Genomic DNA, 26,147 nt, shown 5'->3' on the forward strand with positions numbered 1-26,147 from the left:
CGCGACTTGAGGAGGGTGCCTGGTGGCTACGACCGCGCCGCGGGTCCTGCTGCTCGCGGACGACGTGTCCGGCGCCGCCGAGGCCGCCGCGGCGCACGGCGGCCCCACGCTCCTCCGGCTGTCCCTCGGCTCCGACGCCGCCGCGCGGGCCGCCACGGTCCTCGCCCTCGACCTCGACTCGCGGGCGGACGACGCGGAAGCCGCGACAGCGGGCCTGCGAGCCGCGCTGGCCGCGCACGCTGCCGACCGCGAGGTCCTGGTCAAGATCGACTCGCTGTTGCGCGGGCACCTCGGCGCCGTCGTCGGCGAGCTGCGCTCGCTGGGGCGGCCCGTGGTCGTCGCGCCCGCCTTGCCGGTCGCCGGGCGGACCGTCCGAAGTGGAGTCGTGCACGTCGGCGGCATCCCGCTGCACCACACTGCGGCGTGGGCCGCGGAACCCCGCGCGGCCCCGGACTCGGTCGCCGCGGCCGTCGGCCTTCCGGCGCGGGTACTCGACCTGCCCGTGGTCCGCGGTCCCCGCCTGGCCGACGAAATGCTGACCGCGCACCGTTCCGGCCGCGTCATAGTCGGCGACGCCGAGCGCGACGACGACCTGGATGCTCTCGTCGCCGCGGCAAGGGTGGCCGGGGCGACCCTCGTCGGCGCGGCCGGTCTGGCCGCCGCAGCCGGACGCGCCGCAGCGTGGCCCGGCCGAGCCGAAAGTGCGAGCGAGAACTCCGGTGCGCCGTTGCTCGTGGTGGTCGGCACGGCGGCACCGTCGGCGCGCGAACAGGTCCGCAGGCTGCGCGACGCGGGTGCCGCGGTGGTGACCGTGGACGCCGGCGCGTCATCAGTACAGGCTCGCGACGAGCTGGCCGCGGCGCTGCGCACCGGAACGGCCGTACTCGCGGTGTCCCCCCGTTTCGTGGGCGAGGCCCGGGTGTCCGAGCTGCTGGCCGCGCTGGTGCGCGAAGTGCTGCAGGGCATCGCCGCACCGGTCGACCTCGCGCTCACCGGCGGGGAAACCGCCCGCCGGACCCTCGACGCCCTCGGCATCTCCGAACTCCGCCCGCTGCACCAGGTGCACCACGGCGCGGTGGTCAGCCGGGCTCCCGACGGACGCACCGTCGTGACGCGCCCGGGCAGCTTCGGCGATCCGGACTCGCTCGTCGCCATCGCCCGCAGCGTGCGCGCGGGCGACCTGCAGAACACGAACCAGGACGGCCCGTCCGAAGCGGGCCGCGCCGGACAAGGAGGACGATGAGTACCGCTGGACTAGGCCCTGTGGTCGCGGTGACGATGGGAGACGGGGCAGGTATCGGCGCCGAAGTGGTCGTGGGCGCGCTCCTGGCCCCCGAAACCTCCGCGATGTGCCGGCCCGTCGTGATCGGTGACGCGGCCAGGCTGCGGCAAGCGGCCGCGGTGCTGGCGCGTGACGCCGACGTCGTGGCGGTCGGCGACGTGGCGGACGCGGTGTTCACGCCGGGCCGGATCAACGTGATCGACCTGGGGCTGCTGCCCGAAGACCTGCCCTGGGGCCAGGTCTCGCCGGTGGCGGGGGACGCGGCCTACCAGTACGTCGCCGCCGCCGCCCGGCTGGCCGTCGCCGGGGAGGTGCAAGCGATCTGCACCGCCCCGCTGAACAAGGAGGCGCTGCACGCCGGCGGGCACGTCTACGCCGGGCACACCGAGATGCTCGCCGACCTCACCGGCACCGACGAAGTGTCGATGATGCTGACCACGCCGACGCTGCGCGTCATCCACGTGACCACCCACCTCGGGCTGGTCGACGCGATCCGGGTGATCGAGCCGGGACTGGTGGAACGCACCGTGCGGCGCGGCTACGACGCGTTGCGCCGCGCCGGCGTCGACGCGCCGAGGATCGGGGTGTGCGCGATCAACCCGCACGCGGGTGAGAACGGGCTGTTCGGCTACGGCGAGGAAGAGGAAAAGATCGTCCCCGCGCTCGAGGTGCTGCGCGCCGACGGGATCGACGCCGAGGGGCCGCTGCCCGCCGACACGGCCTTCTTCCTGGCGGGGCGCGGTGACTACGATCTCATCGTGGCGATGTACCACGATCAGGGGCACGGGCCGGTCAAGGTGCTGGGCATCGAGGCGGGGGTCAACATCACCGTGGGGCTGCCGGTGATCCGGACGTCGGTGGACCACGGCACGGCGTTCGACATCGCCGGCACCGGGCGCGCGGACTCGCGCAGTATGGTCGAGGCGCTGCGCCAGGCCGCCGCGCTGGCCACCCGCCGGTCCGCCGAGGACCCGGTGGCCTGACCGGGTTGGGATGGGGAGGTAATCCATGGCTGTGAGTACGCGCCGTCGTCGTGAGCAGATCGTCCGCATGGCGCGCACCACCGGCCTCGCGAGCGTCGAGGAGCTCTCCGCGGCCTTCGACGTGACGCCCTCCACGATCCGCCGCGACCTCGCCCTGCTCACCGAGCAGGGCGAGGTCGCCCGGACCTACGGCGGGGCGATGGCGGTCGCCGCGCCCCCCGAAGAGCCGCTGCGCCAGCGCACCGGGGAGGCGTTCGAGGCCAAGCTCGGCATGGCCCGGTGGGCCGCGGCGCAGGTCCGCGCGGGCGAGACGGTGCTGCTGGACGCGGGATCGAGCGTCGCCGCGCTGGCGCACGAGCTGCGTGAGCGCTCGCCGCTCACGGTCGCGACCACCGGCATGACCGTGGTGGAGGCCTTGGGCGGCGCCGAAGGCGTGCGCGTGGAATGCCTCGGCGGCACGTTCCGGCCGATGTCCGGCGGCTTCGTCGGGCCCCTCGCCGAAGCCGCGCTGGAGCGGATGAGCTTCGACCGGGTGTTCCTGGGGGCCGACGGGGTGAGCGCCGAGGACGGGATCTGCGAGGCCGAGCTGGCGCAGACCCGGCTCAAGGAGCTGATGATGGCGCGCGCGGAGCGGGTTTACGTGCTGGCTCACGCCGCGAAGCTGGGCCACCGGCCGTTCCACGCCTGGGCGCGGCTGCCCGCCGGCTGGACACTGGTGACCGACGAGAAGGCCGACCCTGCCGCGGTCGCGCCGTTCGTGGCGCGCGGCGTCGAAGTGATCACCGCGCGCCCGAACGGAACCGCCGCCGGCCCGGTCAGCCCAGGAGCGTGACCGGCAAGGTCACCGCACGGATGGCGCGCCGGGCCCAGGTGTAGGCGATCTCCAGCTCGTCGCCGCGGCGCACGACCGTGGGGTAGGACATCTCCCGGTCCCCCGGCGTGCCGTCGTAGAGCACCGCCGCCGCGCCGCCGGTGTCCTCCCGGGACGCTTCCAGCACACAGGCCCGCCGCCATGTGTGGCCGGCGTCCTCGGACACCGACACGGTGAGCGGCACCCGCCGCACGCCCCACACCGCGTCGCGTTCCAGCTCGACGGGCGCGCCCTCGGCCACCCGCTTGATCATGTCGTCCGTGACCGCGCCCGGCGGCGCCGTCGCGGCATCGACGTCGTTGTGCACCAACGCGATCGCCCCGGACGCCAGCGTCACGGCCTGGATCGAGGAGTTGTTGTTGGGCAGCTCGGTCGGCGCCGGCGCGGACCAGGTCCGGCCGTCGTCGCGGGACTCGCTGCGGTACACGCGATCCGCCCACCGGCTGCGGAACAGCCCGACCAGCAGGCCCTCGCCCAGGTCGAGGATGTCCATGTGGACGCAGCCGGTGCTGCCGGGCACCGGGTGCTCGGTCCACGTCCGCCCGTCGTCGGTGGAGCGCAGGACGAGGCTCACGTCGGCGTCGCCCTTCCAGACCCGGCCGGGCACGACCCGGCAGTCGAACGCGGGAAGCAGCCGCGTGCCCGCCGCGGTCGTCACCACCGGCTGGCGGATGAACAGACCTTCCCGCGGGCTGAGCCGGGACACCGGCCCCCAGGTGCGCCCGCCGTCGGCGGAGGTCCGCGAGCGGACGACGGAGGTGTCCTGGCTGCCGTACTCCTGCGCGGTGTAGAGCAGGCGCAGGACCTCGCCGTCGTGGTGCAGCACCGGGTTCTGCTCCGAGCGCGACGGGTCGTCGGACACCTGCTGCGGAGCCGACCACCGGTCACTGCCGGCGGGGCGGCGAGCCAGGTGGATCGAGACGTCGGGATTGCCTTCGCTGCTACCGCCGAACCAGGCGCACAGCAGGTCGCCGTCGGGCAGCGCGCACAGGAAGGAGGCGTGGCTCTGCGGGCCGGGCGGCGGCAGGAACGCCGAGCGGACCCCCGGCAGGTGCGGGTGCGGCCGCACGAGGCCGTCCAGCGGCTCGTCGGGCAGGTCGTCGATCATCGAGGTCCTCCGGATCAGTTCTGCTCGAGACGGCGAGCGGCGCGCAGGCGCCGCTTTTCCGCCTGCACCGCGGGGTCGGGCACCGGCGCCGCAGCCAGGAGCTGGGCGGTGTAGTCGTCGCTGGGCGCGGACAGCACCCGCGCGGTGGGGCCGTGTTCGACGAGCCTGCCGCCGCGCAGCACCGCCACGTGGTCGGCGAGCGACTCGACGACGGCGAGGTCGTGGGTGACGAACAGGCACGCGAATCCGCGCTCGCGCTGCAGTTCGCGCAGCAGCTCCAGCACCGTCCGCTGCACCGACACGTCCAGGGCGGACGTCGGCTCGTCGGCGATAAGCAGCTCGGGATCGAGCGCGAGCGCGCGGGCGATGCTGACCCGCTGCCGCTGCCCGCCCGAGAGCTCGCGCGGGTAGCGGTCGAGGAAAGCGCGCTCAAGCCGCACGTCGTCCAGCAGCCCGGTCAGGCGCGCCCGCGCGTCGCGTGCGCTGACCGAGCCGCGGCTGCGGATGCTCTCCAGCAGCGTGTCGCTCACGGTCTGGCGCGGGTTGAGCGACGCGGCCGGGTCCTGGAACACGATGCCGTAGCGCCGTCGCACCGAGCGCAGCCCGCGCTCGCGCAGCCGGGTCACGTCCTGGCCCGCGATCAGCACCCGCCCCGCACTGGCCCGGTTGAGGCCGACGACGGTGCGGGCGATCGTGGACTTCCCCGAACCGGACTCGCCGACCAGCCCGAGCACGGTCCCGGCCGGCAGCGTGAGGCTCACCCCGTCGACGGCGCGGAACGCGGGCGCGGTGAGCCGCCGGCGGTAGGTCACCGACAGTCCGTCCAACTCCAGTGCGGGAGGCGCCGCCGCAGGTTCCCGTGCCGCGGGCGGCCGGCTCGCGCCCAGCCGTGGCACGGCCCCGAGCAGCTCACGTGTGTAGGGCTGCGACGGAGTCGCGAACAGGGCCTCGGCACCGGCCTGCTCGACGACCTCGCCGTCGCGCATCACGGTGACGTCGTGGGCGAGATCGGCGACGACGCCCATGTCGTGGGTGATGAGCAGGACCCCGCTGCCGAACTCCGCGCTGATGTCGCGCAGCAGGTCGAGGATCTCGGCCTGCACGGTCACGTCGAGCGCGGTGGTGGGCTCGTCGGCCACCAGCAGCGACGGGCGGCACGCGAGCGCCGACGCGATCATCACGCGCTGGCGCATGCCGCCGGAGAACTCGTGCGGGTACTGGTCTACGCGTCGGCGCGCGTCGGGCACCCGCACGAGGTCGAGCAGCTCGATCGCCCGCGCGCGGGCGTCGGCGCGGGACAGGTGTTCGTGGTATTCCAGCGGCTCGGCGATCTGCCGGCCGACGCGCTGCACCGGGTCCAGGTAGAGGCTCGGGTCCTGGAAGATCATCCCGATGTCGCGGCCGCGGACCGCGGTGAGCTCACGCTCCCCCAGCCCGACCAGCTCGCGCCCCTCGAGGGTCATCGACCCCGAGACGGTGGCGGCCCGCGGCAGCAGGCCGAGCACGGCCAGCGCGGTGGCGCTCTTGCCGCACCCGGACTCGCCGACCAGTGCCCGCACGCGCCCGCGCCGGACCGTCAGGTCGACCCCGCGCACGGCCTGCACCGGCCCGCCCGTCGTCCCGGGCCGGGGCGCGTAGCCGACACGCAGGTCCGTGACCGCCAGCAGGTCGCCGGTGTCCTCTGTGGACGCACGCAGCGCGTCCGGTACCGCTCTGGTCATGACTGCCCCTTGTAGGCCCGGGTGATGTCCTGTCCACCCCAGATCTCGCGGATGCCGCCGACGGCACCGCGCTGCAGCACGTACGGCGACTGGCGCAGCACGACGCCGTACACCGCGTCCTGCATCACGGCCGAGAGCGCCTTCCCGTAGCGGTCCGCCTGCCCGGTCTCGCCACCGGCGCCGGACGCCTGGGCGAACAGGTCGTTGACCGCCGGGTTGTCGTAGTGGACCCAGTTCTGCCGCCCACCGGCCTGCAGGTACTCGGCGGCGAGGTCGGGCGTGAGCGGCGTGCCCCAGTTCCACGTCGCGACGTCGAAGTCGCCGGCGGCCAGCCGGGACTCGAAGACCGTCTCCTCCAGCGGCGTCGTGATCAGGTCGATGCCGATCTCGGCCCACATCTGCTTCCAGACCTGCGCGATGGTGGCGTCCGGCTCGCGGGACTGGTAGATGAGCGTGGCGCGGGTGCCCGGAGCCAGCCGGGCCTCGCCGGCGAGCCGCTTGGCCTTGGCGAGGTCGAAGTCGTAGACGTGGTCGAGCCCCTCGGACCAGCCGGGCATCGAGTCGTTCCACAGCGGCAGCTGGGCGGGCTCGGAGCTGTTCGGGTAGACGACCTTGACCAGGGTCCGGCGGTCGATCGCCAGCTGCGCGGCCTGCCGGACCCGCACGTCGTCGAACGGCGCACGGGTGGCGTTGAACCCGAACGTGCCCGGGTAGCTGTTGGAGGTGGTGAGCTCGACCGCGCGCACCGTCTTCGACCGGGCGGCCTGGTCGAGCATCGCCTTGGTCGGGCCGGCGACGACGTCGACCGAGCCCGCCTGCAGTCCCAGCATCGCGGCGCTGGTGTCGCGCAGCAGCTCGTAGGCGATGCCGTCCACGTAGGGCAGCTTCGCGCCGTCCGCGCCGGTGTCCCAGTACCCGGGGAAGGCCACGACGTCGGTGCGGGTGTCGGGCACGAACTTCTTCAGCGTGAACGGGCCGGTGCCGGATTCGTTGCGGGCCAGCCACTCCCGGCCGTGGGCCCGCACAGCGGCAGGCGACACCATCGCCCGGCCCGGCCCGGCCGACGACGAGAGGCGGACGAAGATCGAGGGACTGGGCGCGCTGAGCGTCAGCCTGATCGTGTCGGCGTTCACGACCTCGACGCCGGTGACGTCGCCGAGCGTCCGGGCCGCCGTGGAGCCCGGCACGTGCCGCATCTGCTCGATGTTCCAGGCCGCGGCCTGCGCGTCGAAGGGGGTGCCGTCGTGGAAGGTGACGCCGGTCCGCAGGTGGATCACCGGCCGCAGCGGGTCGTCGAGGTTCCCGGAGACGGCGAGCTTCGGGGCGACCGCGGACTTGCCCGCGCCGTCGGGCCGGTACTCGAACAGCGGCTCGTACATCGACCAGTACGGGCCGATCGAGGTGTTGGTCGTGAGCGGGTCGAGCGTCGTCCAGTTGTTGCCGACGCTGCCGACGATCAGCGTCCCGCCACGCACGGGCTGCGCGGGGGCCTGCGCGGGCTCGCCGGCCGGGGTGATCGCCGAGCAGCCCGCGAGCGCGACGGCGAGGCCGGCGGCGACGGCGGCGCGCAGCCGCCGGTGGAGCCAGGGACGGGACAAGACAGGTTCTCCTTTGAACATGCGGTGGCGCGGCGGGTCAGGCGTCGACGAGGCTTTCTCGCAGCCCTTCGCCGACGAAGTTGATCGCGAGCACGCTGACGAACACGGCCAGGCCGGACGCGGTCGAGATCCACGGCGCCGAGGCGAGCGAGTCGTAGCCGTCGCGCAGCAGACCGCCCCAGCTCGGCGCGGGCGGCTGCACGCCGAGGCCGAGGAAGCTCAGCGCCGCCTCGGTGAGGATCGCCGAGGACAGCAGGACGATGCCCTGCACGATGGCGGGGCCGACCGCGTTGGGCAGCACGTGGCGCGCGAGGATGCGCGTTTTGCGCAGTCCCAGCACGCGCGCGGCGGAGACGTAGTCGAGCTCGCGCACGACCAGCACCTGCCCGCGCACGACCCGCGCGACGGCGGGGATCGCGACGACCCCGACGCTGAAGGCCACCGTGGTGGCGCTGGGGCCCAGCGCCGCGGTCAGCGCGAACGCGAGGATCAGGCCGGGGAAGGCCTGTCCGGCGTCCATCACGCGCATCAGCGCCTCGTCGACCCAGCGGCCGGTGTAGCCGGCGAGCAGGCCGATGACCAGCCCGCCCGCGAACGCCACGAGCACGGCGCCCAGTCCGACGACCAGCGAGACGCGGGCCCCGAACACCGCGCGGGAGAGCACGTCGCGCCCGAGTGCGTCGGTGCCGAACAGGTGCTGCGCCGACGGGGCCTCGAGGATCCGGTCGAACTGCCCCGCGTTGGGGTCGTAGGGCGCGATCAGCGGCGCGGCCACCGCCACGAGCAGGAACAGTGCGAGCACCACCGCCGACGGCACGGCGAGCCGGGAGTGCCGGAAACTCAGCCAGGCGCGGCGCACCGCTCCCGATCCGGCGGCACCGGGGTCCACGGGCACGAACTGGGTCGGGTCAGTCATAGCGGATCCTCGGGTCGACGAGCGCGTACACCACATCGGTCAGCAGGTTCACCAGCAGCACCAGCACGCTGAGCACGACGAGCAGCCCGAGGATCACGGGGTAGTCGCGGGCGCTGATCGAGTCGACCAGCAGCAGCCCGACGCCCGGCACCGAGAAGATCGTCTCGGCCAGGATCGCGCCGCCGAGCACCCCGCCCACCTGCAGACCCGCCGCGCTGATGACGGGCACCGCGGCGTTCTTCAGCACGTGCCGGCGCAGCACCTGGCGGCGGCCGCCACCCCGGGCACGGGCCGCGAGCACGTACTCCTGGCCGAGGGCGTCGAGCACCGCGGCCCTGGTCTGCCGGGCGAGGATGGCGGCGGGCGCGACGGCGACGGTGATGACCGGCAGGACCAGCAGCGCGAAGTGCTGCGCCGGATCCTCGGAGAACGGCACGAACCCCGCGGGTGGCAGCAGGCCCCACATCAGCGAGACGGCCATCACCAGCAGCGCGCCGAGCCAGAACGGGGGGATCGCGATGCCCCCGAAGCTGACGACGGTCAGCAGGACGTCGGACGCGCGCCCGGCGCGCAGCGCCATCAGCACCCCGGCGAGGCCGCCCAGCAGCACCGCGAGCGCGATGGCGAACAGGCCGACCTCCAGGGTGACCGGCAACCGCGCGAACACGGCGTCGGACACCGGCGAGTCGGTGCGGAAGGACCGGCCGAGATCGCCGGTGAACACGTGGCCCAGCCAGGAGAGGTAACGGGTCAAGGGCGGCTGGTCGAGCCCCATTTCCGCGCGCAGCGCCGCGAGCTGTTCCGCGCTGACGCCGTTCTGCTGGATGCCGGCGCCGGCCAGTGCCGCGTCGCCCGGCATGACCGCGACGAGCGTGAACGACAACGCCGTGACGATCAGGACGACGGGCACCAGCGACAGCACGCGACGCAACAGGAAGGGCCCCACGGTCCATCCCTCCTCCGGTTCGGGTCTGTGCGGTGACACTGCCACAGGTTGCGCACTTCGCGCAATACCAGAAGTAAACTGCGCGATACGTGCGGTTCACGGGGCTGTGCACGCCGACGACGAACTCAGCGCGGTGCGGGAATGAGGCCGATGAGGCGAGGTCTGGGGCGCCGGAGTAAGAGCGGGGTGCCGGGCCGCCCCGACGGCGGCCCGGCACCCCGCTGCGGGTCAGTTGGCGGCGCTGGTGTTCACCTCGCCGTTGACACCCTGGGGGAAGAAGCCGCCGGACGTGGCGGCCTTGTTCGTCAGGTACACGATGTTCAGCACCTGACCGGGTGAGCGGCTGTAGGCGATGCCGTTCGCGTCGGTGGGCACGATGTTGGCGTTGCCGCGGCTGTCGATGACGCCCTGGTCGTCGTCGGCCGGGCCGTCGAGACTGTCACGGGCGTTGGACAGCTTGACGCTGGCTTCGCGCAGGTCGCGGCCCAGGAGGCCGAGCCCGAGGATGCCGTCGGTGTGCTGGTAGAGCGCGCTGCGGATGTTGCCCGCGTGGTAAGCCTCCACGGCCAGGATGCCCGCGGCGGCCTCGAGGTAGGTCTTGTTGGTGATCAGCGGCGCGGCGCCCTTGTAGGCGGTGACGCCGACGTCTTCGAACAGGAACGCCGCGAGCAGGAAGTTTTCTTCGCACGCGAACGCGTCGAAGCTGCGGCCGGGCTTGACCAGGCCGGCGGCCTGGGCCGCGGCCGTGAAGCTGGACTGCAGGTCGATCGCCGGGCGGCTGACCGCGGCCGAGCCGAGCGCGGTGCGCAGGAACTGGACGTGGGCCTTCTCGTCCCCGGCGATTTCCTGGGCGTACTGGCGGGCGGCTTTGGTCTTGAACTTCACCGCGCGGCCGCCGGTGACGCCGCCGCGGGTGCCGGTGCCGGTGGTCATCGCGTCGGCGAGGCCCTTGCCGGTGACGGCGTGCAGGTAGAACTCGGCTTCGAGGTACTCGAGGTTGAGGGCGAAGTTGAGGACGGCACCGTCAGTCACCCCACCGGCCGCGGCGGCCTCAGGGGCAGCTGCGGCGGCGGACGCGGTCCCGAGGCCGCCGAGGGCTCCGGCGCCGACGACGCCGAGGCCGGTCATCCCGGCTGCTTTGAGGAAACGGCGGCGATCCTGGTCGTTCTCCGCACTCCGATTGATCATCGAAGCGACATAACGCTTTCCAAACACGGACGAATCTCCTCCCCGCCCGCGCGGGCGCGGCGGGCGTAACCCGCCGCCGGATCCCGGCGCCGGGATGGATTCTTCGTGGACCTTTCCCTTTCGAGGCCGGCCGCGCCGCGGATGGGTCGATTCCCCGATCGTGGCAGCAAAGCTCGGCGAGTGGACTGTCTGTCGCAAGAGGACTGACGGGTGACGACCACGATGGCCCGGCCACCATGGTGACCGGGCCATCGTGCCGGGGTTCAGCTGAGCGCGAGGTTCGCGACCGACGGCGTGGTCGGCTGCAGCGACCCGGTGGCGGGCTCGACGGTCACCGCGACACCGTCGACGCCGGCGGAGAGGGCGGCCTCGACAGTGCCCTCGGGGGCGACCAGCCCCGCCGACCTCGGGACACCCGGGCCGGTCAGCCACACCTCGTAGGCGTGGCCGGCGTCCAGCCGCGGCAAGGCCCGCGCGGCGACGAGGACCTGGCCCAGCTGCCGGGAGGCCGTAGCCGAGATCGAGCCGCCGCCGGGCACGGCGGCGCGCACGGTGGTCGCGTCGGGTGCGGAGATCACCGCGCCGCCGCCGGCCACCGGCACCGGGCGGCCGGAGACCGACTGGTCCAGCCCGATGCTGATCCCGCCGGCGAGCACCGCCGCGGCCGCGGCGACGGACACCACCCCGATCAGGGCGCGCCGGCGCCACGGGGACCGTCGCGGCGGGGCGGCCGGCCCGGCGGTGACGCGGGGCGGCAGCTGCCGGGTTTGGGAGATCTCGGTGAGCACTCGCCGACGGAAGCTCTCGTCCGGTCCGGTGGCGGCCGCTCTGCCCAGCAGGGCAGCGGTTTCGCGGAACTCGGCCACCTCGTCCGCGCACGCGGCGCATTCGCCGAGGTGCCGGGTGAACGCGGCGCGTTCGAGGTCGTCGACCGCGTCGAGGGCGTACGCGCCGGCGAGGATGTGGGCGTCGGCGGTGGTCATCGGTGCACTCCCAGAGCGTCGCGCAGGCGGATCAGCCCGTCCCGCATGCGGGTCTTGACGGTGCCGACCGCGACACCGAGTTTCTCGGAAACCTCCCGGCAGGTGTAACCCTGGAAGTAGGCGAGCAGGATCGACTCCCGCTGGAGTTCGGTCAGGGCCGACAGCGCGGCCCGGACCTGCGCCCGGTCGAGCTGCTCCAGCGTCGTCTCGGTGACGTCGTCGTAGGGGCGACGCAGGTCCAGCCGGTCGGCTCGCTCTTCCCGGTCGACCGCGGACTGCTCGGACCGGACCCGGTCGATCGCGCGCCGGTGCGCGATGGTCAGCGCCCAGGACTGCACGCGTCCGCGCACGGGGTCGAATGTCGCTGCCTTGCGCCAGATCTCGAGCAGGACTTCCTGGGTGACCTCTTCCGCGTGCGCCCGGGAGCGCAGCACGTGGAGCACGGTGCCGAAGATCGGCCCGGCCAGGTGGTCGTAGAGCGCGGCGAAAGCCCGCTCGTCTCCGAGCGCGGTGCGGGCGAGCAGCTGTTCCGGTGTGTGCTCCGGCACCGTGCCGGGGCCGGGGCGGAGCGCGACTGCGTGGGCGGTCATGGCACCTGTCCTTCCCGGCGGGCGCCGAGTCGCGTGCCGCGGTCGGCGGCGGTCACCAGGAGTTCGTCCCGGCCTGCTCGTGCGGATTGGTGCTGTGACGAGAACCGCAGCCGCTCACCCACACGGAGGAGCGAGCCCTAGCTGTCCACAATGGATCAGCCCCGTTCTTCTCACCCGATCCGGGGGGACGGAGACGGCACGACCAATACCGCGACCGCGCTGCGTCGAATTCCCGGTATGACCGCCACCGAACTCGACGCACCGGAAGCGCCGCCGCGTACCCGGCTGCGGTTTTTCGCCGCCGCCTTCACCGGCATCCTGGCGCTGGCCGCCGCGCTGGCGGCCGGGCACCTCGTGGCCGGGTTCATCAGCGTCAACGCCTCGCCCTACCTCGCCGTGGGCAACGACGCCATCGACCTCACCCCGGTCGAGCTCAAGGACTTCGCCGTCCGCACCTTCGGGACCTACGACAAACTGGTGCTGCTGGGCAGCATGGCCGTGGTCATGGTGGGCGTCGCCGCGCTCGCGGGAGTCCTTTCGCGACGGTCCCCGGTCCCGGGGACCGTGGTCATCGCACTGTTCGGCCTGGTGGGTACCTTCGCCGTGCTCGAACGGCCCGACCTGAGTGCGGTGGCGCTGCTCGCGCCGCTCGCCAGCTTGGTCGTCGGCATCGCCGTGTTCCTCCTGCTGCACCGAATCGCGCCCCGCGTGTGGCGGGAAGCGGACGGCGAGAAGACCGGCACCTCCCGGCGGGCGTTCCTGCTCGGCGGCGCCGGAGTCGTCGTCGGCGCCGGAGCGGCGGGGCTGGGCGGCCAGCTGATCAGCTCGTCCCGGGACGCCACGGCGTCACGCGAAGCGGTCGGCAAGCTCGTCCCCGCGCGCACCGCGCCGACGATCCCCGCCGACGCGGACTTCTCGAAGCTGGGCACACCGCCGTTCCTCACCCCGAACGACAAGTTCTACCGCGTCGACACCGCGTTGTCGGTGCCGCAAGTCCGCACCGAAGACTGGAGCCTGCGCCTGCACGGCATGGTCGACCGCGAAATCCGCTACAGCTACAACGACATCCGCAATCGGCCGCTGGTGGAACGGACCGTCACCATGACGTGCGTGTCGAACGAGGTCGGCGGTGACTACGTCTCGACGGCCAACTTCATCGGTGTCGACCTGGCTGATCTGCTGGCTGAAGCCGGGGTGCGCTCCGGGGCTGAGCAGCTGTTCTGCACCAGTGTCGACGGCTGGACCTCGGGCACACCGGTCGCGGCAGCGACCGACCGGGGTCGGGGGGCGATGCTGGCGATCGGGATGAACGGCGAGCCGTTGCCGCTGGAACACGGGTTCCCCGCCCGGCTGGTCACCCCCGGGTTGTATGGGTATGTGTCGGCGACGAAATGGGTCGTGGACATCGAGGTCACCACCTGGGCCGCGCGCCAAGCGTACTGGCTCAAACGCAGCTGGGCCCGCGAGGCACCGATCAAAACCGAATCACGCATCGATTCCCACCGCGGCTTCGCCAACGTCCAAAAGGGAAAGGTGCGCGTCGCCGGGGTCGCGTGGGCCCAGCACACCGGGATCGAGAAGGTCGAAGTCCGCATCGACCAGGGCCCGTGGCAGGCCACCACACTCTCCCAAGAGGTCAACCTGAACACGTGGCGGATGTGGTGGACCGAAGTGGACCTCCCCGCGGGGGTGCATCAGGTGTTCTGCCGGGCCACCGACAAGTCCGGCTACACCCAGACCAACCAGCGGGCGGGCACCGTCCCCGACGGGGCGACCGGCTGGCACAACGTCACCTTCACCGCCGCCTAGAAAATCTTTTTCCGCGATCGACCAATCCGGTCCGTCCGGGGGCCCGAATGACGGGTAACAGAGGCGGTCATCGGAACAGTTCGCCTTCAGCCGCGTCATCAATGGGAGTGAATTCTCGTGCGTAACCTTCGTATTGCCGGTATCGGCCTGGCCGCGGCCGCCGCGCTGACCCTGACCGCGTGCAGCGGCAGCGACACCGCGTCCTCGGGCAGCTCCAGCGCCCCCGCCCCGTCCTCGTCGATGGCCGCCCCGTCCTCCAGCGCCGCCGCCGGCGGTGACGGGATGACCACCAACGCCGACGTGTTCGGCCCGGCCTGTTCGCAGCTGCCGCAGGGCTCCGCGCCCGGTTCGCTGGACTCGATGGGACCGCAGCCGGTCGCCTCGGCCGCGTCGACGAACCCGCTGCTGACCAAGCTGGTGGCGGCGGTCAAGGCCACCAACCTGGTGGACACGCTCAACAGCGCACCGTCGATCACGGTGTTCGCCCCGGCCGACCCGGCCTTCGCCGCCCTGGGTGACGCGAAGTTCGCCGAGCTGGCGGGCAAGCCGGCGGAGCTGTCGCCGATCCTGCAGTACCACGTCGTGGGCAAGCGCTACGACGCCAAGGGCCTCGCGGCCGCGGGCTCGCTCGACACCCTCAACGCCGCCGGCGGGCAGCTGAAGATCGAAGGTTCCGGGGAGAACATGACGGTCAACGGCGCGAAGATCCTGTGCGGCAACATCCCCACGAAGAACGCCACCGTCTTCGTGATCGACAAGGTCCTCACGCCGGGCACCAACAAGTAACACCGGCTTGGCCACCGACGGGTGGCCGGCACCGGACGGCCGCCTCGGGCTTCCCAGACCTCCTGGAGTCCGAGGCGGCCGTTCTTCGCTTGTCCCGACCCGGACAGCGATCGCAGTCTGGCGGCGGGTAGCAGGAGATCCGCCGCCGGGGACGCCGAAGCGGCGGCGTCCGCCGGTCGTCGCCACCGCCGGATCACTCCAAGGCCGTGGCGGCGACCGGCCCCCTCGGCCCTCGGCCGCGCTCAAGGGCCGAGGGGGAAGACCCTGATCGGCACCAGCGCCCAGACCACTTTCCCGCCGCTGTCGGCGCGCACGCCCCAATCGAGGGACAGCTGCTCCACCAGCCGGAGCCCGTACCGCCCCGACCCCGGGTGGCAGGCCCGCACCGTCGTGGCGTCCGGATCGCGGTCGCTGACTTCGACCAGCAGGTGCTCGGCCCGGCGGGTGACGTGCAGTTCGCGGGCCGCCGTGGTGTGCCGGTAGGCGTTGCTCACGAGCTCGTCGATGACAAGCAGGACACCCCCGAACCGATCGCCGGGATCCGCACCGAAGGTCAGCGACCCGGCGACGTGCGAGCGCACGTGGCGGAGATCCGGAAGACCGTCCAGCACGACTCTGGCTTCGGCCGCTCCGGCGACCTGCCGGGTGAGCTCGGCCAGCTCCTCGTCGAAATCCACCACGGAAACGGCCTTCCCTCGACGCCAGTCCACCTCGTCGTTCGGGCCGGCTCTTCGAGCGGATTGGTTCCCGGATCGCCCGATCGGGTGGTCGGCACGTGGGCGCCCGTCCCGCTCGGCGGGGGCCGCGAATCCACAGTGGACTTCTCCCCGTTCCAGGAGTGCTTGTGACGAACGTTCGTCTTGCCGCGGCCGCAGGCGGAACCCCCGACGGGGTGACCACCGACGCCGATGTGTTCGGCCCAGCCTGTCCGCGGTTGCCGCCAGGGGCGACGGATGCGCAGCCGGTCGCCTCGACGAACCCGCTGCTCACCAGGTTGGCGGCCGCGCTGAAGGCCGTCGGCTTGGTCGACGCGCTCGACCACCGACCGGCCATCACGGTGTTCGCTCCCGCCGACCCGCGTTCGCGGCGCTGGGCCGTGCCGAACCGGCCGAGCTGGTACCGACCCTCGAGCACCACATCGCCGGCAAGCGCTACGACGCCGAGCGGCTCGCGACGGCCAGCTCAGGCGCGAAGATCCTCTGCGGCAACATCCCCACGAAGAACGCCACCGTCTTCGTGATCGACAAGGTCCTGGCCCCGTAACCGCCGGGCAACGCAGACGTCCGGGCCGCGAGCGCCCTCCCTTGCGGGTGGCCCGGAACGCGGAACGGCCGCCGCGGTCTCCCGATCACCGGGAACCGCGGCGGCCTGCCTGCCGGGGTGGCGCACCACCCCGGCCGCGAGGACCTAGTGGGGCAGGTGGAAGTCGTTGCCCGAGCCGATGGACAGGTGGCTGAGGTCGGCGCCGATGGTTCCGCTCAGCGCGCCTTCGCCGATGTTGCCGACGAGGTCGTGGACGTCGGAGACGTTGCCGCTGTGCGAGGCGATGTCGCCGACGTGGCTGGTGACGTCGCCGAGGGTGCCGTTGTGGCTGATGTCGCCGACGTGGCTGACGACGTCGCCGACGCCGTGGGCGGTGATGTCGCCGACGGTGTGCTCGATGCCGGTGTTCGCGCCGAGGGTGCCGGTCAGGTCGCCGATCGTGGAGCCGACGCCCTGCGCGCCGTCGACGGCGGAGGTGAGGCCCGAGACGTTCTGCAGCCCGGCGGTGAGGTCGCCGCCGTCGAGGGCGCCGGTGACGTCCCCGCCCGCGACGTGCCCGGTGACGTCGCCGACGGCGCCGGTGACCGTGGTGACCGGGTCGGCCTGGCCGCCGCCGAGGTGGTCGATGCTGCCGGTCAGGTCGCCCGCGGCGGAGAACGGGTCGGTGATGTTCTGGGTGAGGGCGGTCATGCCGCTCACCGCGCCGAGGACGTTGTTCTCGGAAGAGGTGTCGCCGAGCGCGAAGTTCTGGGTGAGGGCCTTGAGCTGCTCGATGGCACCGGCCTGGCCGGTGGTGATCGAGTCGAGGTTCAGGCCGTTCGCGCCGCCGAGGGTGCCGACCGGCGCGAAGTCCAGGACGAGCGGGAGGATGTCGTGCAGGTCGGCGCCGGAGACGTCGCCGAGGCCGGCGTCGTTCAGCGCCTGCTGCGGGTCCTCGCCGAAGGCGCCGCGGGCGGACGAGTCGTTGAGCAGGTTGAGCGTGAATTCGTACAGCGACTGCGCGGGGTTCATCGACCGGGCTCTCTCTGGGGAACGGATGGGGTCGCGATCACGGCGACCGCTCCGACGCTAGGGCCGGCCTGGTGGCGGGCACATCAGGTCTGACACCTAGTCACGATCTTTCTCACCCCCCAGGGGGCCGCGTCACCCGTTAGGGGATCGCGCTCGTTTGTGGCCTGGGTCTCGTCCGCGAACCGGGGGCCGAACCGCCCATCTGCGGCCCCGCGCTGGCTCGAACCTCTCGGTGGGGACCAGTGCAGGTCGCCGTGTCCGGAGGTGCCGACCGTGGTGAAGGAGCTGCTGCCCGCGCAGTTGCGTGACGTGCTGACCGGGATCGCCACCCGTCCGGACGACCCGCTCCGGGTGGTCCTGTCCGGGCCCCCCGGGCACGGGAAGTCGACGGTGCTGGCCGCGATCGGCCGGCACTACAGCGACGCCGGTGTCCCGGTGATCGGCCGCGACGCCCTCGCCGACCTCACGTCCGCGGCGGATGCGGCCGATGCGGCGATCCTGCTCGACGACGCCGACACCCTCACCGGTCCCGCCCGCGCCAGGCTCGTCGGGCTGGCCGGGGAAACCACCCGGCTGGTGCTCACGCACACCCCCGGCGCCGCCGGGGCCGTGGCCGCCGAGCTGGTCCGCCCCGAAACCCGGCACATCCGGCTCGCCGCGTGGACCGCCGCCGACATCGTCCGGTTCGCCGAGGGCGTGCTCGGCCGATCTCTCACCCCGGAGCAGGCGACCGCCACCCAGCGCGTCACGGCCGGGGTGCCGCGGCTGGTGACCCACTGGCTGCGGGCGACCGCCGCGGGGGAACTGATCGAAGAGCTGCGAGCGGAGCTGGACCTGCTCGGCGAACCGGGCCGGACGTACCTCGTCGCGGCCGGCGCCGGTCGCGGCCGGGACATCGAGCTGCTCGCGACGGCTTTGCGCCTGGACCGCGACGACGTCTCCGCGGTCGTCGACCGGGTCCGCGCGGCCGGGCTCCTGACCGCCGGCGACAGCGTGCCGCCGGTCGTCGTCCGGGCGGTCCGCGCCCACGTCGGCGTGGACCGCCAGCTCACGGTGCTGACCCGGATGCTCGAAGTCCTGCTGGCCACCGGGCAGCCGGTGCTCCCGGTCGCCCGTGAGCTGCTGCGCCTGAGTGCGGCCGGCGACGTCGTGCGGGCCGGGCTCGAGGCAGCAGCCGCCGAGGTGCTCTCCGACGACCCCTTTCTCGCTGCCGACCTCTACGCGGCCGCCGCTCGAGGCGGCAGTTCGCGCACCCGGCTGGCCCCGGGCTGGGCGAGCGCCTCCGTCCGCTCGGGACGGCTCGACACGGCGCTGGCCCTCGGCGACGAACTCCTGAGCTCCGAAGTGCCCGAGGACCGGGCGCACGGGGCGCTGGTCGCGGGGACCGTCATCGCTCGCCGGGGCGATCTGGCTCGCGGCGCGGAACTCCTGCGCTGGTCGGGCGAGCCGGGTGCGGGACGGCTGGCCGACCTCGCCGGGTTGGCCCTCGGCGAAGCGAGACCCGGCGGGCCGGAGCACGCCGCGCCGCTTTCGGCCCACGGTCACCTCGCCGGCGAACTGCTGGACGGGATCCGGGAGTCGGTGAGCGGCCATCCCGAAGCCGCGTTGACGACGCTGCTGGCCGCGGCCGACTCCGCCGCGGTGGCCGGCACCGGCCACCTCCTGCCCGATTCACCCGCCGCGCTCGCCGCACTGGTCGCGGTGCACGCCGCCGAATTCGACCTCGCGCACGGCGTCCTGACCCGCGCCGCCGGCAGCGAACGGCGCACCCTCCTGCTCGGCTGGACGGCGATGCTCCGCGGCGACCTGGCGGCCGCGGCGGTCCACAGCACGGCCGTGCGCACCGGGAACGTCCCCCTGACCCCCCGCGATGAACTCTTCCTGCGCGCCCTCGAACTCGGATTGGCCCGGCGCAGCGACACCCCGGACGCGGTCCGCGCGCACTGGGCCACGGCCTACGAAGCGATGATGCGCCAGCCGGTCGACCTCTTCACGCTGCTGCCCATCGGAGAACTGCTCGTCGCCGCGGCCCGCGTCGAGGAGGATTCCCGCGTCGCCTCACACCGTGCCCGCGCCGTCGCTCTGCTTCAGCGGCTCGAGTCGCCGGCGCTGTGGTCCACGTGGCTGCACTGGTCGATGTTCCACGCCGCGATCCTGGCCGGTGACCACGGCACGGCGCGCCGCACCCTCCAGCCGCTCGAAGCGGCACCGGGGCGCCTCGCGTCCGCGCTGACCGACGCCGGCGAGGTGTGGCTCGCCGTTCTCGGGGGAAGCGTGGACAGCGAGACCGTGCTCGCCGGTGCGGAACGCCTGCGCCGAGCCGGTCTCCGCTGGGACGCGGCCCGGCTGGCCGGGCAGGCCGCGATCCGGGCCACCGACCGCATCGCGATGGTGACGTTGCTGCGCGCCGCCAAGCGGTTCTCGTCCGGCGCGACGGGCGAACCGGCGGCCGGTCCGGCCACGGCGGCCGTGCCTGCGCTGACGCCGCGGGAACGCGACATCGGGCGCCTGGTCGTGGCGGGCCACACCTACCGCGAGATCGGGGAACTGCTCCACATCTCGGGCAAGACCGTGGAACACCACATGGCGCGCCTCCGCGGAAAACTGGGCGTCACCGACCGCCGGACGATCGCGACCTTGCTGCGCGGCATGCTGAGCGAAGGAGAAGCTTGAAGCACGTTTCGTCAGAGATCAACCGGGGTAGGTACCTGCCGGTGAGAATTCGGCGAAGGAGGTGCAAGTGACGTCACTGGACGACGAGGCGATCGCACATGACACGCGTGTTCACGCGTTCGAGGGCGACGACGCCGAGGTCACGCTGGCCGAGCTCGCCGAACTCGGCGAGGCCGCCGGCGATCTGCACCGCCGGATCACCGAACACCTCGCCCGGCTGGCCGCTACCAGCCCGCCCGGCACCGTCGAAGACGACGTTTCCGCCTGATCGCCCGCCGGCGTCCTCGGGGCGTCCGGCACCGCCCGCCCAGGAGACCGCCGTGCCGCCCACCCGCCAGGACCGAACCCGCCCCGCGCTCCGACCGGTTCCCGGTGAGGCGCTGACCGTGACCCGCCGCCGCGTCGACGGCGTCACCGTGCTGACGATGGCCGGTGAGATCGACCTGCTGACCGTGCCCGAGTTCGCCGCCACCCTCGCCACCTGCACCGAGGGCCCGGTCGTGCTGGACCTGACCGCGGTCACCTTCCTCGACTCCAGCGGCATCAACGCCGTCCTGCGCGCCTCGGGCGAGGTGGAGAGCGCCGGCCATCGTCTCCTCGTCGTCGCCGACCTCGCGGACGAGGGCAACGCGGTGATCAGGCCACTGCGCTTGTGCGGCGCCGACGAGCTGCTCACGGTGGTCGCCTCCGTGGCCACGGCTCTCGCCCGCTTGCGACGCTGACCCCGCGGCGTCGGCGTGGTCGCGGATGTCCGGCCCCCGGCTACTTGCGCGAGGCCGAAAGCCGCCGTTCGCGGGAAGCGCGCAGGTAGCCGATGACGAGGGATTCCAGGTCGGGTTCGGTGCCCGCCCAGCCTTCCGGCGTCGGGTCGGCCTCCCGCAGCAGCAGGGTGGACTGGCGCTCGGTGCGGGTGGCGCTGATCAGCGTTCCCTCCACAACGGACTCATCGGCCGCGGGGCCGACCAGGATCCGGTGCTGCGCGAGGACTTCCTCGATGTCGCCGCTGAGCTGAACGCGGCCCTCGTCGATCAGCAGGAGGTGGTCGCACACCTCGCGCAGGTCGCTGAGCAGGTGCGAGGACATCACCACCGTGGTCCCGCGGTCGGCGACCTCGGTCATGATGATCCGCAGCGTCTCGTCGCGGGCCAGCGGATCCAGGTCGGACAGCGGTTCGTCCAGGAGCAGCAGCCGGGGCAGCCGCCCCAGTGCCACCGCGATGGCCACCTGGGTCAGGACGCCCGCGGACAGGGTGCCGACCTTCGCGTCGTAGTCCACGCCGCCCAGCAGCCCGAGCACCTCGCGCACCCGGTCGGTGGACCAGCGGTCGTTCATGGCCGCGCAGGCGCGCACCAGTTCGCGCACCGTGAGGTCGCGGTAGAGCGGCCGGCTCTGCGCCAGGAACGAGACGTCCGGGTGGGTCCGGCCCCGTACCGGCGTGCCGAAGGCCGTCAGCTCGCCGGTGGTCGGGCGGGTGAGGCCCGCGGCCATCCGCAGCAGGGTGCTCTTGCCCGCGCCGTTCGGGCCGATCAGGGCGACGACCTTGCCCTCGGGCACGGCGAAATCGCAGTCGCGGACGGCCCAGCGGGCGCGGTAACGCTTGCCGAGAGCGGTGGAGGTCAAGGGGTTCATGATCGTTCCTCGGCGGAGTAGTGCTCGTCGCGGACCGCGGTGTAGAGGGCGTCGACGTCCTCGACGACGAGGCCGTCCTGCTGGGCGTGGCGCATCCAGGCCGTGAGTTCCTGCCGCAGCGGCGCGTCGTCGCCCGCCGTGGCCTCGGAAGACAGTGACCTGGTCACGAAGGTGCCCGAGCCGCGGCGGCCCTCCGCCAGGCCTTCCCGTTCCAGTTCGCGGTAGGCCTTCAGCACGGTGTTGGGGTTGACGGCGGTCGCCTCCACCACCTCCCGCGCTGAGGGCAGCCGGTCGCCGGGGTTCAGCAGTCCCAGCCGCATGGCTTGCTTGGCCTGCTGGACGATCTGCATGTAGGTGGAGACCCCGGAGCGCCGGTCGATCCGGAACTCGATCACGCCGGTCAGCATAAGTGCTCGCGCGGCCCGCGGGTCTCCACCCCGCTCAGCTCTGCCGCCGCAGCACCCACGCGGTACCCGCCAGCAGCAGGACCGCGAGCCCGCCGTAGATCGCCAGGTCGGCGAGGTGCACCTGCCAGGCCTGGCTTTCCGGGACGAAGTCCGCGTACCTCTTGGCGAGGCCGGACTTCGGCAGGCACGCGAGGTACCCCTCCTGCGTGTTCGACGCGCCGCCCGTGGTCGTCTTGCAGGCTTGGATCAAGGCCTGGGCCCGGTCGTCGGAGACCGGTTGCCCGGCGGCGTCGAGCCAGCCTTCGCCGAGCACGAGGCTGCCGTCCTGGTGCACGGTGACCGGGTGGTCGGGCGTGACCTCCAGCCGCTGAGCCGGGACCAGGCGGTCCACCAGGCCGGCCAGGGCGAGGCGCACGACGACGAACGCGGCGAGTCCGCCGGTCATGGCCACCAGGGTGCGGCGGGTCGCCACCCCGAGGAAGGTGCCGAGCGCGAACGCGAACAGCGCGTAGCCGACGGGTGAGACATTCCCGATGCCGAAGTTGAAGGCCGTGAACGGGCCGTTCACGAACGGTCCCAGGATGCCGGCCGCGGACAGCCACCACGAGACCAGCGCCTGGAGCACGATCAGCACGGCCAACGCCGGCACCAGCGCGACGAGCAGCTTGCCGGCCATCCACCGGGTACGGCTGACCGACTGCGTGAACGCGAGGACGTGCGTGCCCTGTTCCAGTTCGCGGGCGAACAGCGGCGCCCCCACGAACGCGCCGATCAGGGCCGGCGTGCAGAGGATCACGGCCCGCGCGATGTCGAACGGGGTCGACCACTTCTCCCCGAAGCTCTTCGCCGCACCGGACGGCGAACACTTGTCGAGGGTCTGGGACACGCAGGAAGCGAGCCCCGTCGACGCGAGGTCGTCGAGCACGGCCGACCGCAGCACGACGATGGCGCCTGCCCCGGCGACCAGGACGCCGAGCATGGTCAGCAGGTGCGCGCGGTGCAGCCGCCAGGAAACCCAGATCACGCCGCGTCCTCCCGTGCTGCTTCCCGCATGCGGTTCATCGCCAGTACGCCGAGCGGAACGCCGCCGTCACCGAGCCGGCTGACGTCGCCGGCCAGGAGGACGCGTCCTTTGTGGAGCAGGACCAGGTGATCGCACACGCCTTCCAACTCTGCCAGCACGTGCGAAGACAGCAACACGGTGATGCCCTGCGTCCTGGCCTCGGTCACCAGCGTGCGCAGCACGGTCTCGCGGGCCAGCGGGTCCAGATCGGCCAGCGGCTCGTCGAGGAGCAGCAGGCCCGGGCGCTTGCCCAGCGCCAGCGCCAGCGCGACGCGGGTGCGCTGCCCGCCGGACAGGGTGCCCACCTTCGCACTCATCGGCACCGCCGCCTGCCCGACCAGGTACTCGGCGTAGCCCTGATCCCAGGCCGGGTTGGTCCGCGCCCCGAGCTTCAGCGTCTCGGCCACGGTGAGCTGCTGGTACAGCGGCTTCTGCTGCGCCAGGTAGGACACCGCGGGGTGCAGCCCCTTGCCCGTCGGCCGGTCCCCGAACACCGTGATCCGCCCGGCCGTCGGGCTGAGCAACCCGGTGATCAGCCCCATCAGCGTGCTCTTGCCCGCCCCGTTCGGGCCGACCAGGGCCACGATCCGGTTCTTCGGGACCACCACGGACGTCTCCCGCAGCGCCCAGCCCCTGCGGTACCGCTTGCCCAGGCCCGTGGCAATGGCCGGAAGCGCCTGGTCGAGCTGCTTCGGCATGGTCATGGCCGTCTCCTCTCCGTCATCGACGATGGCGAAGGTACCACATTTCACTAGTTAAGTAGTGAACTTCAGCGCGGCCTTGACGTTGTGCTCGACGGCGGTGAGCGGAAGGGCGCCGTGGCCGAGCACGGTCTCGTGGAACTCGCGCACGTCGAACCGGCTGCCCAGCTCCCGCTCCGCCAGGCCGCGCAGCTGCCAGAACTTCTCGAAACCCAGCCGGTAGGACAGCGACTGGGCGGGCAGGTCGGTGCCGTAGCGCAGGATCTCCGAGGCCACCTGGGCGGGCGACTCCATGGTCATCGAGGCCATGTACGCGCGAGCCTTGTCCTCGGACCAGCTCAGCAGGTTGAGCCCGGTGTCCACGACGAGCCGCTGGGCCACGAACCGCTGGTGCAGAAGGGCGCCGTAGCGGTCCCACGGATCGGCGAAGAGACCCATTTCGAACCCGAGCGAGGCCGCGTACTCGGCCCAGCCCTCGCTATACGCGCCTAAAGCCTCCGCCGCGCCCTGCGCCTGCAGCGGGTGCAGCGCGGGATCCTCGGCCTGGCGCGCCAGGTGGAAGTGGTGACCGGGCACGAGCTCGTGGAAGATCAGCGCGGCGGCCGAAATCTGCGCGCGGTCGGCCAGGCCGGACCCGTTGAACCGGTAGCGGCCGACCGGGTTGGCCGCAATGGGCGGCTCGTAGTAGCCGAACGTCATGCCCGGTTCCAGTTCCGGGTCGAGCCGGGCGACGCCGTACTCCGCCCGCGGCCGGACCTGGAACCACTGGCCGACCAAGGGTTCGATGGCGGCGATGTGCTTGCGGTAGGTCTCGGCGACGTGCTCGGGATCGGGAGCGTGGAAGCGCGGGTCGGCTTCGAGCCGGGCCCGGTAAGCGGTCTCGTCGCCGTCGAAGCCGATCTCCCGGCGGACCTCGGCCAGCTGCTCGGTCAGCTGCTCGACCCGGGCCAGGCCGAGTTCGTGCACGTCGGCGGGCTCGATGGGATAGGTGGCGTACTGGCGTACCAGCCTGCGGTACGCCGCGTCACCGCCGGGGTACTGGCCGAGCCCGATGCCCTCGACCGCGCCCCGCGCACCCGGTCCGTCCAAATAGGACAATACGGCGTCGAAGGCGGGCAGCAGTTCGCCGGCGATGAGCCGGTCCACGCCGTCGACCAGCGCCCCGCGCGCCGCGGTGCCGAGGCCGGCCAGCCGGGACTCCGCCGGCCGCAGGAACTCCGAGGCCGCGGAGCGGTGCGCACGCACGGCGGTCCGGAAGCCGGGCAGGGCCGCGCGCGGCAGCCGGATGCCCCGTTCGGCCTGACCGGCGAGCTTGGTCCGCGCGGCGTTGACGGCGTGCGTGAAGTCGGCGGCCAGTGACAGGTAGCGTCGCGCGTCGTCGCCGGTGGTGAAGGTGAACGGGCGGAACACCTGCCGGCCGAACAAGGTCCACCCGAAGCTCTGGTACGGCGCGACCGGGAAGCTCCACCAGTAGTCCTCGTCGCCACCGGCCAGGGTGCCGGCCAGCTCGCGCACCACGGCGGCGGTCGAGCTGTCCGCGCCGGCGTCCGAACCGAGTCCGGCCAGCAGCCGGCGGCCCAGTGCGGCGGCCTCACTCGCCTCTTCGTGGGTGCCGCGCGGCAGCTGGGTGACCGGCTCACCCGCGTGCAGCGCGAACTGCGGCTGGGTGCGCCGCAGGTGCGCCCACAGTTCGTCGGCCGGCTCACTCGGTGAAATCATGCCGGCCAACCTAACCCCGTGGCACGCCACCGGGAATCGACAACAGTCGCGTTTTTCCCGCGTGACGCCGCACGATTGTCGCGCTCAGTGTGCGTGGCACGTCTTCAGGTAGCTCAGGAACGACGCCTGCAGCCCGGTGAGGTGCGTCTCGCGCAACACCGTGCGCGACACGTCCCGCGATCGTCCCCGGCCGTGCACCTGTTCCAGCACCGCGAGAACGTGGCGGGACATTTCACGGTACAGCGGGATTTCCCCCAGCAGTTCGGCTTCGTTCAGCGTGACGTGCAGCCGGGGACCGGCCGAGTCTTCCGGCTGGGCTCCGGCCAGGGCGAAGATCCGGCTGTCCGGGCCCACGACACCGGGACTGCCGGCGCCGAAGGTCGCGAACGGAACCGCCTCGCGCAGCCAGGCGTAGAGGGCGAAAAGACCGCCGTAGGAATAGCCGAACAGGCCGTGCCCGCCCTCGCTGACCCGCAGCCGCGAGCTCAAAACCGGGTGCAGCTCGTCGGTCAGGAAGCCGAGGAAGACGTCCGCGCGGGTGTCCGCCAGCTCGGCGAGGTAGGCGTCCAGGTACTCCTGGGTCATCGCGCCCGAGTCACGCGCCGCCGCGAGGGTCGCCACCATCCCGTCGCTGACGGGTTCTCCCGGCGGCACGAGGTCGCGGTTGCGCAGCCGGGCCCAGTCGGCGGCCTCCTCACCGGCGTAGCCGACGCTCACCTGGATGTACGGGGCGATCTTCAGGTACGGGTCCGCCTGGACGACGATGAGCGGCGCGGTGAGGCCGACCGCCCAGTTGCCGTCCACCACGTAGATCAGCGGCAGCGGTTCGGTGGAGTCCGCGTAGCCGGGCGGCGTGGTCACCCAGACGCCGTAGCGCGCCCCGACCGCGCCGTGATTTCG

At 72.7% G+C, this 26,147-nt stretch carries 23 protein-coding genes and 2 pseudogenes; 9 read left to right on the plus strand and 16 right to left on the minus strand.

Translation table 11 applies throughout. The features are described from left to right. Positions 1–22 precede the first annotated feature (22 nt). From SD460_RS34690 to SD460_RS34700, 3 genes are read left to right on the plus strand one after another with little or no spacing between them, the layout of a single operon-like run. Entirely contained in the window at positions 23–1,243 is a 1,221-nt protein-coding gene (locus SD460_RS34690; RefSeq protein WP_290056472.1) for a four-carbon acid sugar kinase family protein, read from the plus strand. Then, positions 1,240–2,265: a 4-hydroxythreonine-4-phosphate dehydrogenase PdxA gene (gene pdxA / locus SD460_RS34695; protein WP_290056473.1), complete on the plus strand. Its 1,026-nt coding sequence runs from the start codon at positions 1,240–1,242 to the stop codon at positions 2,263–2,265. Before SD460_RS34690 ends, pdxA begins: the two co-directional genes overlap by 4 nt. 25 nt (positions 2,266–2,290) lie before the next feature. Beyond that, positions 2,291–3,097 carry a DeoR/GlpR family DNA-binding transcription regulator gene (locus tag SD460_RS34700; protein WP_318307306.1) on the plus strand — a complete coding sequence of 269 codons (807 nt, stop codon included), beginning with the start codon at positions 2,291–2,293 and terminating at the stop codon, positions 3,095–3,097. Here SD460_RS34700 and SD460_RS34705 read toward each other — a convergent pair. The 8 genes from SD460_RS34705 to sigK form a co-directional block, all read right to left on the minus strand. Beyond that, entirely contained in the window at positions 3,081–4,244 is a 1,164-nt protein-coding gene (locus tag SD460_RS34705) for a sialidase family protein (RefSeq protein WP_290062342.1), read from the minus strand. The genes SD460_RS34700 and SD460_RS34705 overlap by 17 nt on opposite strands. A gap of 14 nt (positions 4,245–4,258) precedes the next feature. Beyond that, complete coding sequence (locus SD460_RS34710; RefSeq protein WP_290062344.1) at positions 4,259–5,965, minus strand: dipeptide ABC transporter ATP-binding protein; 1,707 nt, start codon at positions 5,963–5,965, stop codon at positions 4,259–4,261. Then, positions 5,962–7,563 carry an ABC transporter substrate-binding protein gene (locus tag SD460_RS34715; protein ID WP_318307307.1) on the minus strand — a complete coding sequence of 534 codons (1,602 nt, stop codon included), beginning with the start codon at positions 7,561–7,563 and terminating at the stop codon, positions 5,962–5,964. The genes SD460_RS34710 and SD460_RS34715 overlap by 4 nt, the downstream gene beginning before the upstream one ends. Before the next feature lie 37 nt (positions 7,564–7,600). Continuing rightward, positions 7,601–8,479 (minus strand): ABC transporter permease, encoded by an 879-nt coding sequence (locus tag SD460_RS34720; RefSeq protein WP_290062346.1) that lies wholly within the window; start codon positions 8,477–8,479, stop codon positions 7,601–7,603. Beyond that, a complete protein-coding gene (locus tag SD460_RS34725; protein ID WP_290062348.1) occupies positions 8,472–9,425 on the minus strand; it encodes an ABC transporter permease in 954 nt (317 codons plus the stop codon). Before SD460_RS34725 ends, SD460_RS34720 begins: the two co-directional genes overlap by 8 nt. A 228-nt stretch (positions 9,426–9,653) precedes the next feature. Beyond that, entirely contained in the window at positions 9,654–10,640 is a 987-nt protein-coding gene (locus SD460_RS34730; RefSeq protein ID WP_290062853.1) for a ferritin-like domain-containing protein, read from the minus strand. 236 nt (positions 10,641–10,876) lie between these two features. Continuing rightward, positions 10,877–11,596: an anti-sigma factor gene (locus SD460_RS34735; RefSeq protein ID WP_290062855.1), complete on the minus strand. Its 720-nt coding sequence runs from the start codon at positions 11,594–11,596 to the stop codon at positions 10,877–10,879. Further along, a complete protein-coding gene (sigK, locus tag SD460_RS34740) occupies positions 11,593–12,186 on the minus strand; it encodes an ECF RNA polymerase sigma factor SigK (protein WP_290062856.1) in 594 nt (197 codons plus the stop codon). Before sigK ends, SD460_RS34735 begins: the two co-directional genes overlap by 4 nt. 237 nt (positions 12,187–12,423) lie before the next feature. Between sigK and SD460_RS34745 the strand changes: the two genes are divergently transcribed. After that, a complete protein-coding gene (locus SD460_RS34745) occupies positions 12,424–13,995 on the plus strand; it encodes a molybdopterin-dependent oxidoreductase (RefSeq protein WP_318307308.1) in 1,572 nt (523 codons plus the stop codon). Positions 13,996–14,112: 117 nt separating this feature from the next. Further along, positions 14,113–14,781, plus strand: coding sequence for a fasciclin domain-containing protein (locus SD460_RS34750; protein WP_318307309.1), 669 nt, complete (start codon positions 14,113–14,115; stop codon positions 14,779–14,781). Between the two features lie 242 nt (positions 14,782–15,023). On the opposite strand, the gene SD460_RS34755 is transcribed toward SD460_RS34750, so the two are convergent. Continuing rightward, complete coding sequence (locus tag SD460_RS34755; RefSeq protein ID WP_290057653.1) at positions 15,024–15,461, minus strand: ATP-binding protein; 438 nt, start codon at positions 15,459–15,461, stop codon at positions 15,024–15,026. Between the two features lie 158 nt (positions 15,462–15,619). On the opposite strand from SD460_RS34755, the pseudogene SD460_RS34760 reads away from it, so the two are divergent. Beyond that, positions 15,620–16,044 (plus strand): annotated as a pseudogene (locus SD460_RS34760) (fasciclin domain-containing protein). 144 nt (positions 16,045–16,188) lie between these two features. On the opposite strand, the gene SD460_RS34765 reads toward SD460_RS34760, so the two are convergent. Next, the gene (locus SD460_RS34765) at positions 16,189–17,055 is read right to left on the minus strand and encodes an IniB N-terminal domain-containing protein (protein ID WP_290057654.1); all 867 of its coding nucleotides are present in this window, start codon (positions 17,053–17,055) and stop codon (positions 16,189–16,191) included. 273 nt (positions 17,056–17,328) lie between these two features. On the opposite strand from SD460_RS34765, the gene SD460_RS34770 reads away from it, so the two are divergent. From SD460_RS34770 to SD460_RS34780, 3 genes are all read left to right on the plus strand, one after another. Further along, the gene (locus SD460_RS34770; RefSeq protein ID WP_318307310.1) at positions 17,329–19,728 is read left to right on the plus strand and encodes a helix-turn-helix transcriptional regulator; all 2,400 of its coding nucleotides are present in this window, start codon (positions 17,329–17,331) and stop codon (positions 19,726–19,728) included. 67 nt (positions 19,729–19,795) lie between these two features. After that, positions 19,796–19,996 carry a hypothetical protein gene (locus SD460_RS34775; RefSeq protein ID WP_290057656.1) on the plus strand — a complete coding sequence of 67 codons (201 nt, stop codon included), beginning with the start codon at positions 19,796–19,798 and terminating at the stop codon, positions 19,994–19,996. A gap of 118 nt (positions 19,997–20,114) precedes the next feature. Then, entirely contained in the window at positions 20,115–20,450 is a 336-nt protein-coding gene (locus SD460_RS34780) for an STAS domain-containing protein (protein ID WP_290057657.1), read from the plus strand. A gap of 40 nt (positions 20,451–20,490) precedes the next feature. Here the strand turns inward: SD460_RS34780 and SD460_RS34785 are convergent, their stop codons facing one another. From SD460_RS34785 to SD460_RS34810, 6 genes and pseudogenes are all read right to left on the minus strand, one after another. After that, entirely contained in the window at positions 20,491–21,357 is an 867-nt protein-coding gene (locus SD460_RS34785) for an ABC transporter ATP-binding protein (protein WP_290057658.1), read from the minus strand. Beyond that, positions 21,354–21,752 carry a GntR family transcriptional regulator gene (locus tag SD460_RS34790; RefSeq protein WP_290057659.1) on the minus strand — a complete coding sequence of 133 codons (399 nt, stop codon included), beginning with the start codon at positions 21,750–21,752 and terminating at the stop codon, positions 21,354–21,356. Before SD460_RS34790 ends, SD460_RS34785 begins: the two co-directional genes overlap by 4 nt. A 46-nt stretch (positions 21,753–21,798) precedes the next feature. After that, the gene (locus tag SD460_RS34795; RefSeq protein ID WP_290057660.1) at positions 21,799–22,788 is read right to left on the minus strand and encodes an ABC transporter permease; all 990 of its coding nucleotides are present in this window, start codon (positions 22,786–22,788) and stop codon (positions 21,799–21,801) included. Between the two features lie 224 nt (positions 22,789–23,012). Then, positions 23,013–23,531: pseudogene (locus tag SD460_RS34800) on the minus strand (ATP-binding cassette domain-containing protein); the annotation flags it as partial. 51 nt (positions 23,532–23,582) lie between these two features. Next, positions 23,583–25,247, minus strand: coding sequence for a DUF885 domain-containing protein (locus SD460_RS34805; protein WP_290057662.1), 1,665 nt, complete (start codon positions 25,245–25,247; stop codon positions 23,583–23,585). Between the two features lie 84 nt (positions 25,248–25,331). Next, complete coding sequence (locus SD460_RS34810) at positions 25,332–26,108, minus strand: alpha/beta hydrolase (protein ID WP_290057663.1); 777 nt, start codon at positions 26,106–26,108, stop codon at positions 25,332–25,334. Positions 26,109–26,147: the final 39 nt, after the last annotated feature.

This window comes from Amycolatopsis solani (assembly GCF_033441515.1).
Taxonomy (GTDB): Bacteria; Actinomycetota; Actinomycetes; order Mycobacteriales; family Pseudonocardiaceae; genus Amycolatopsis; species Amycolatopsis solani.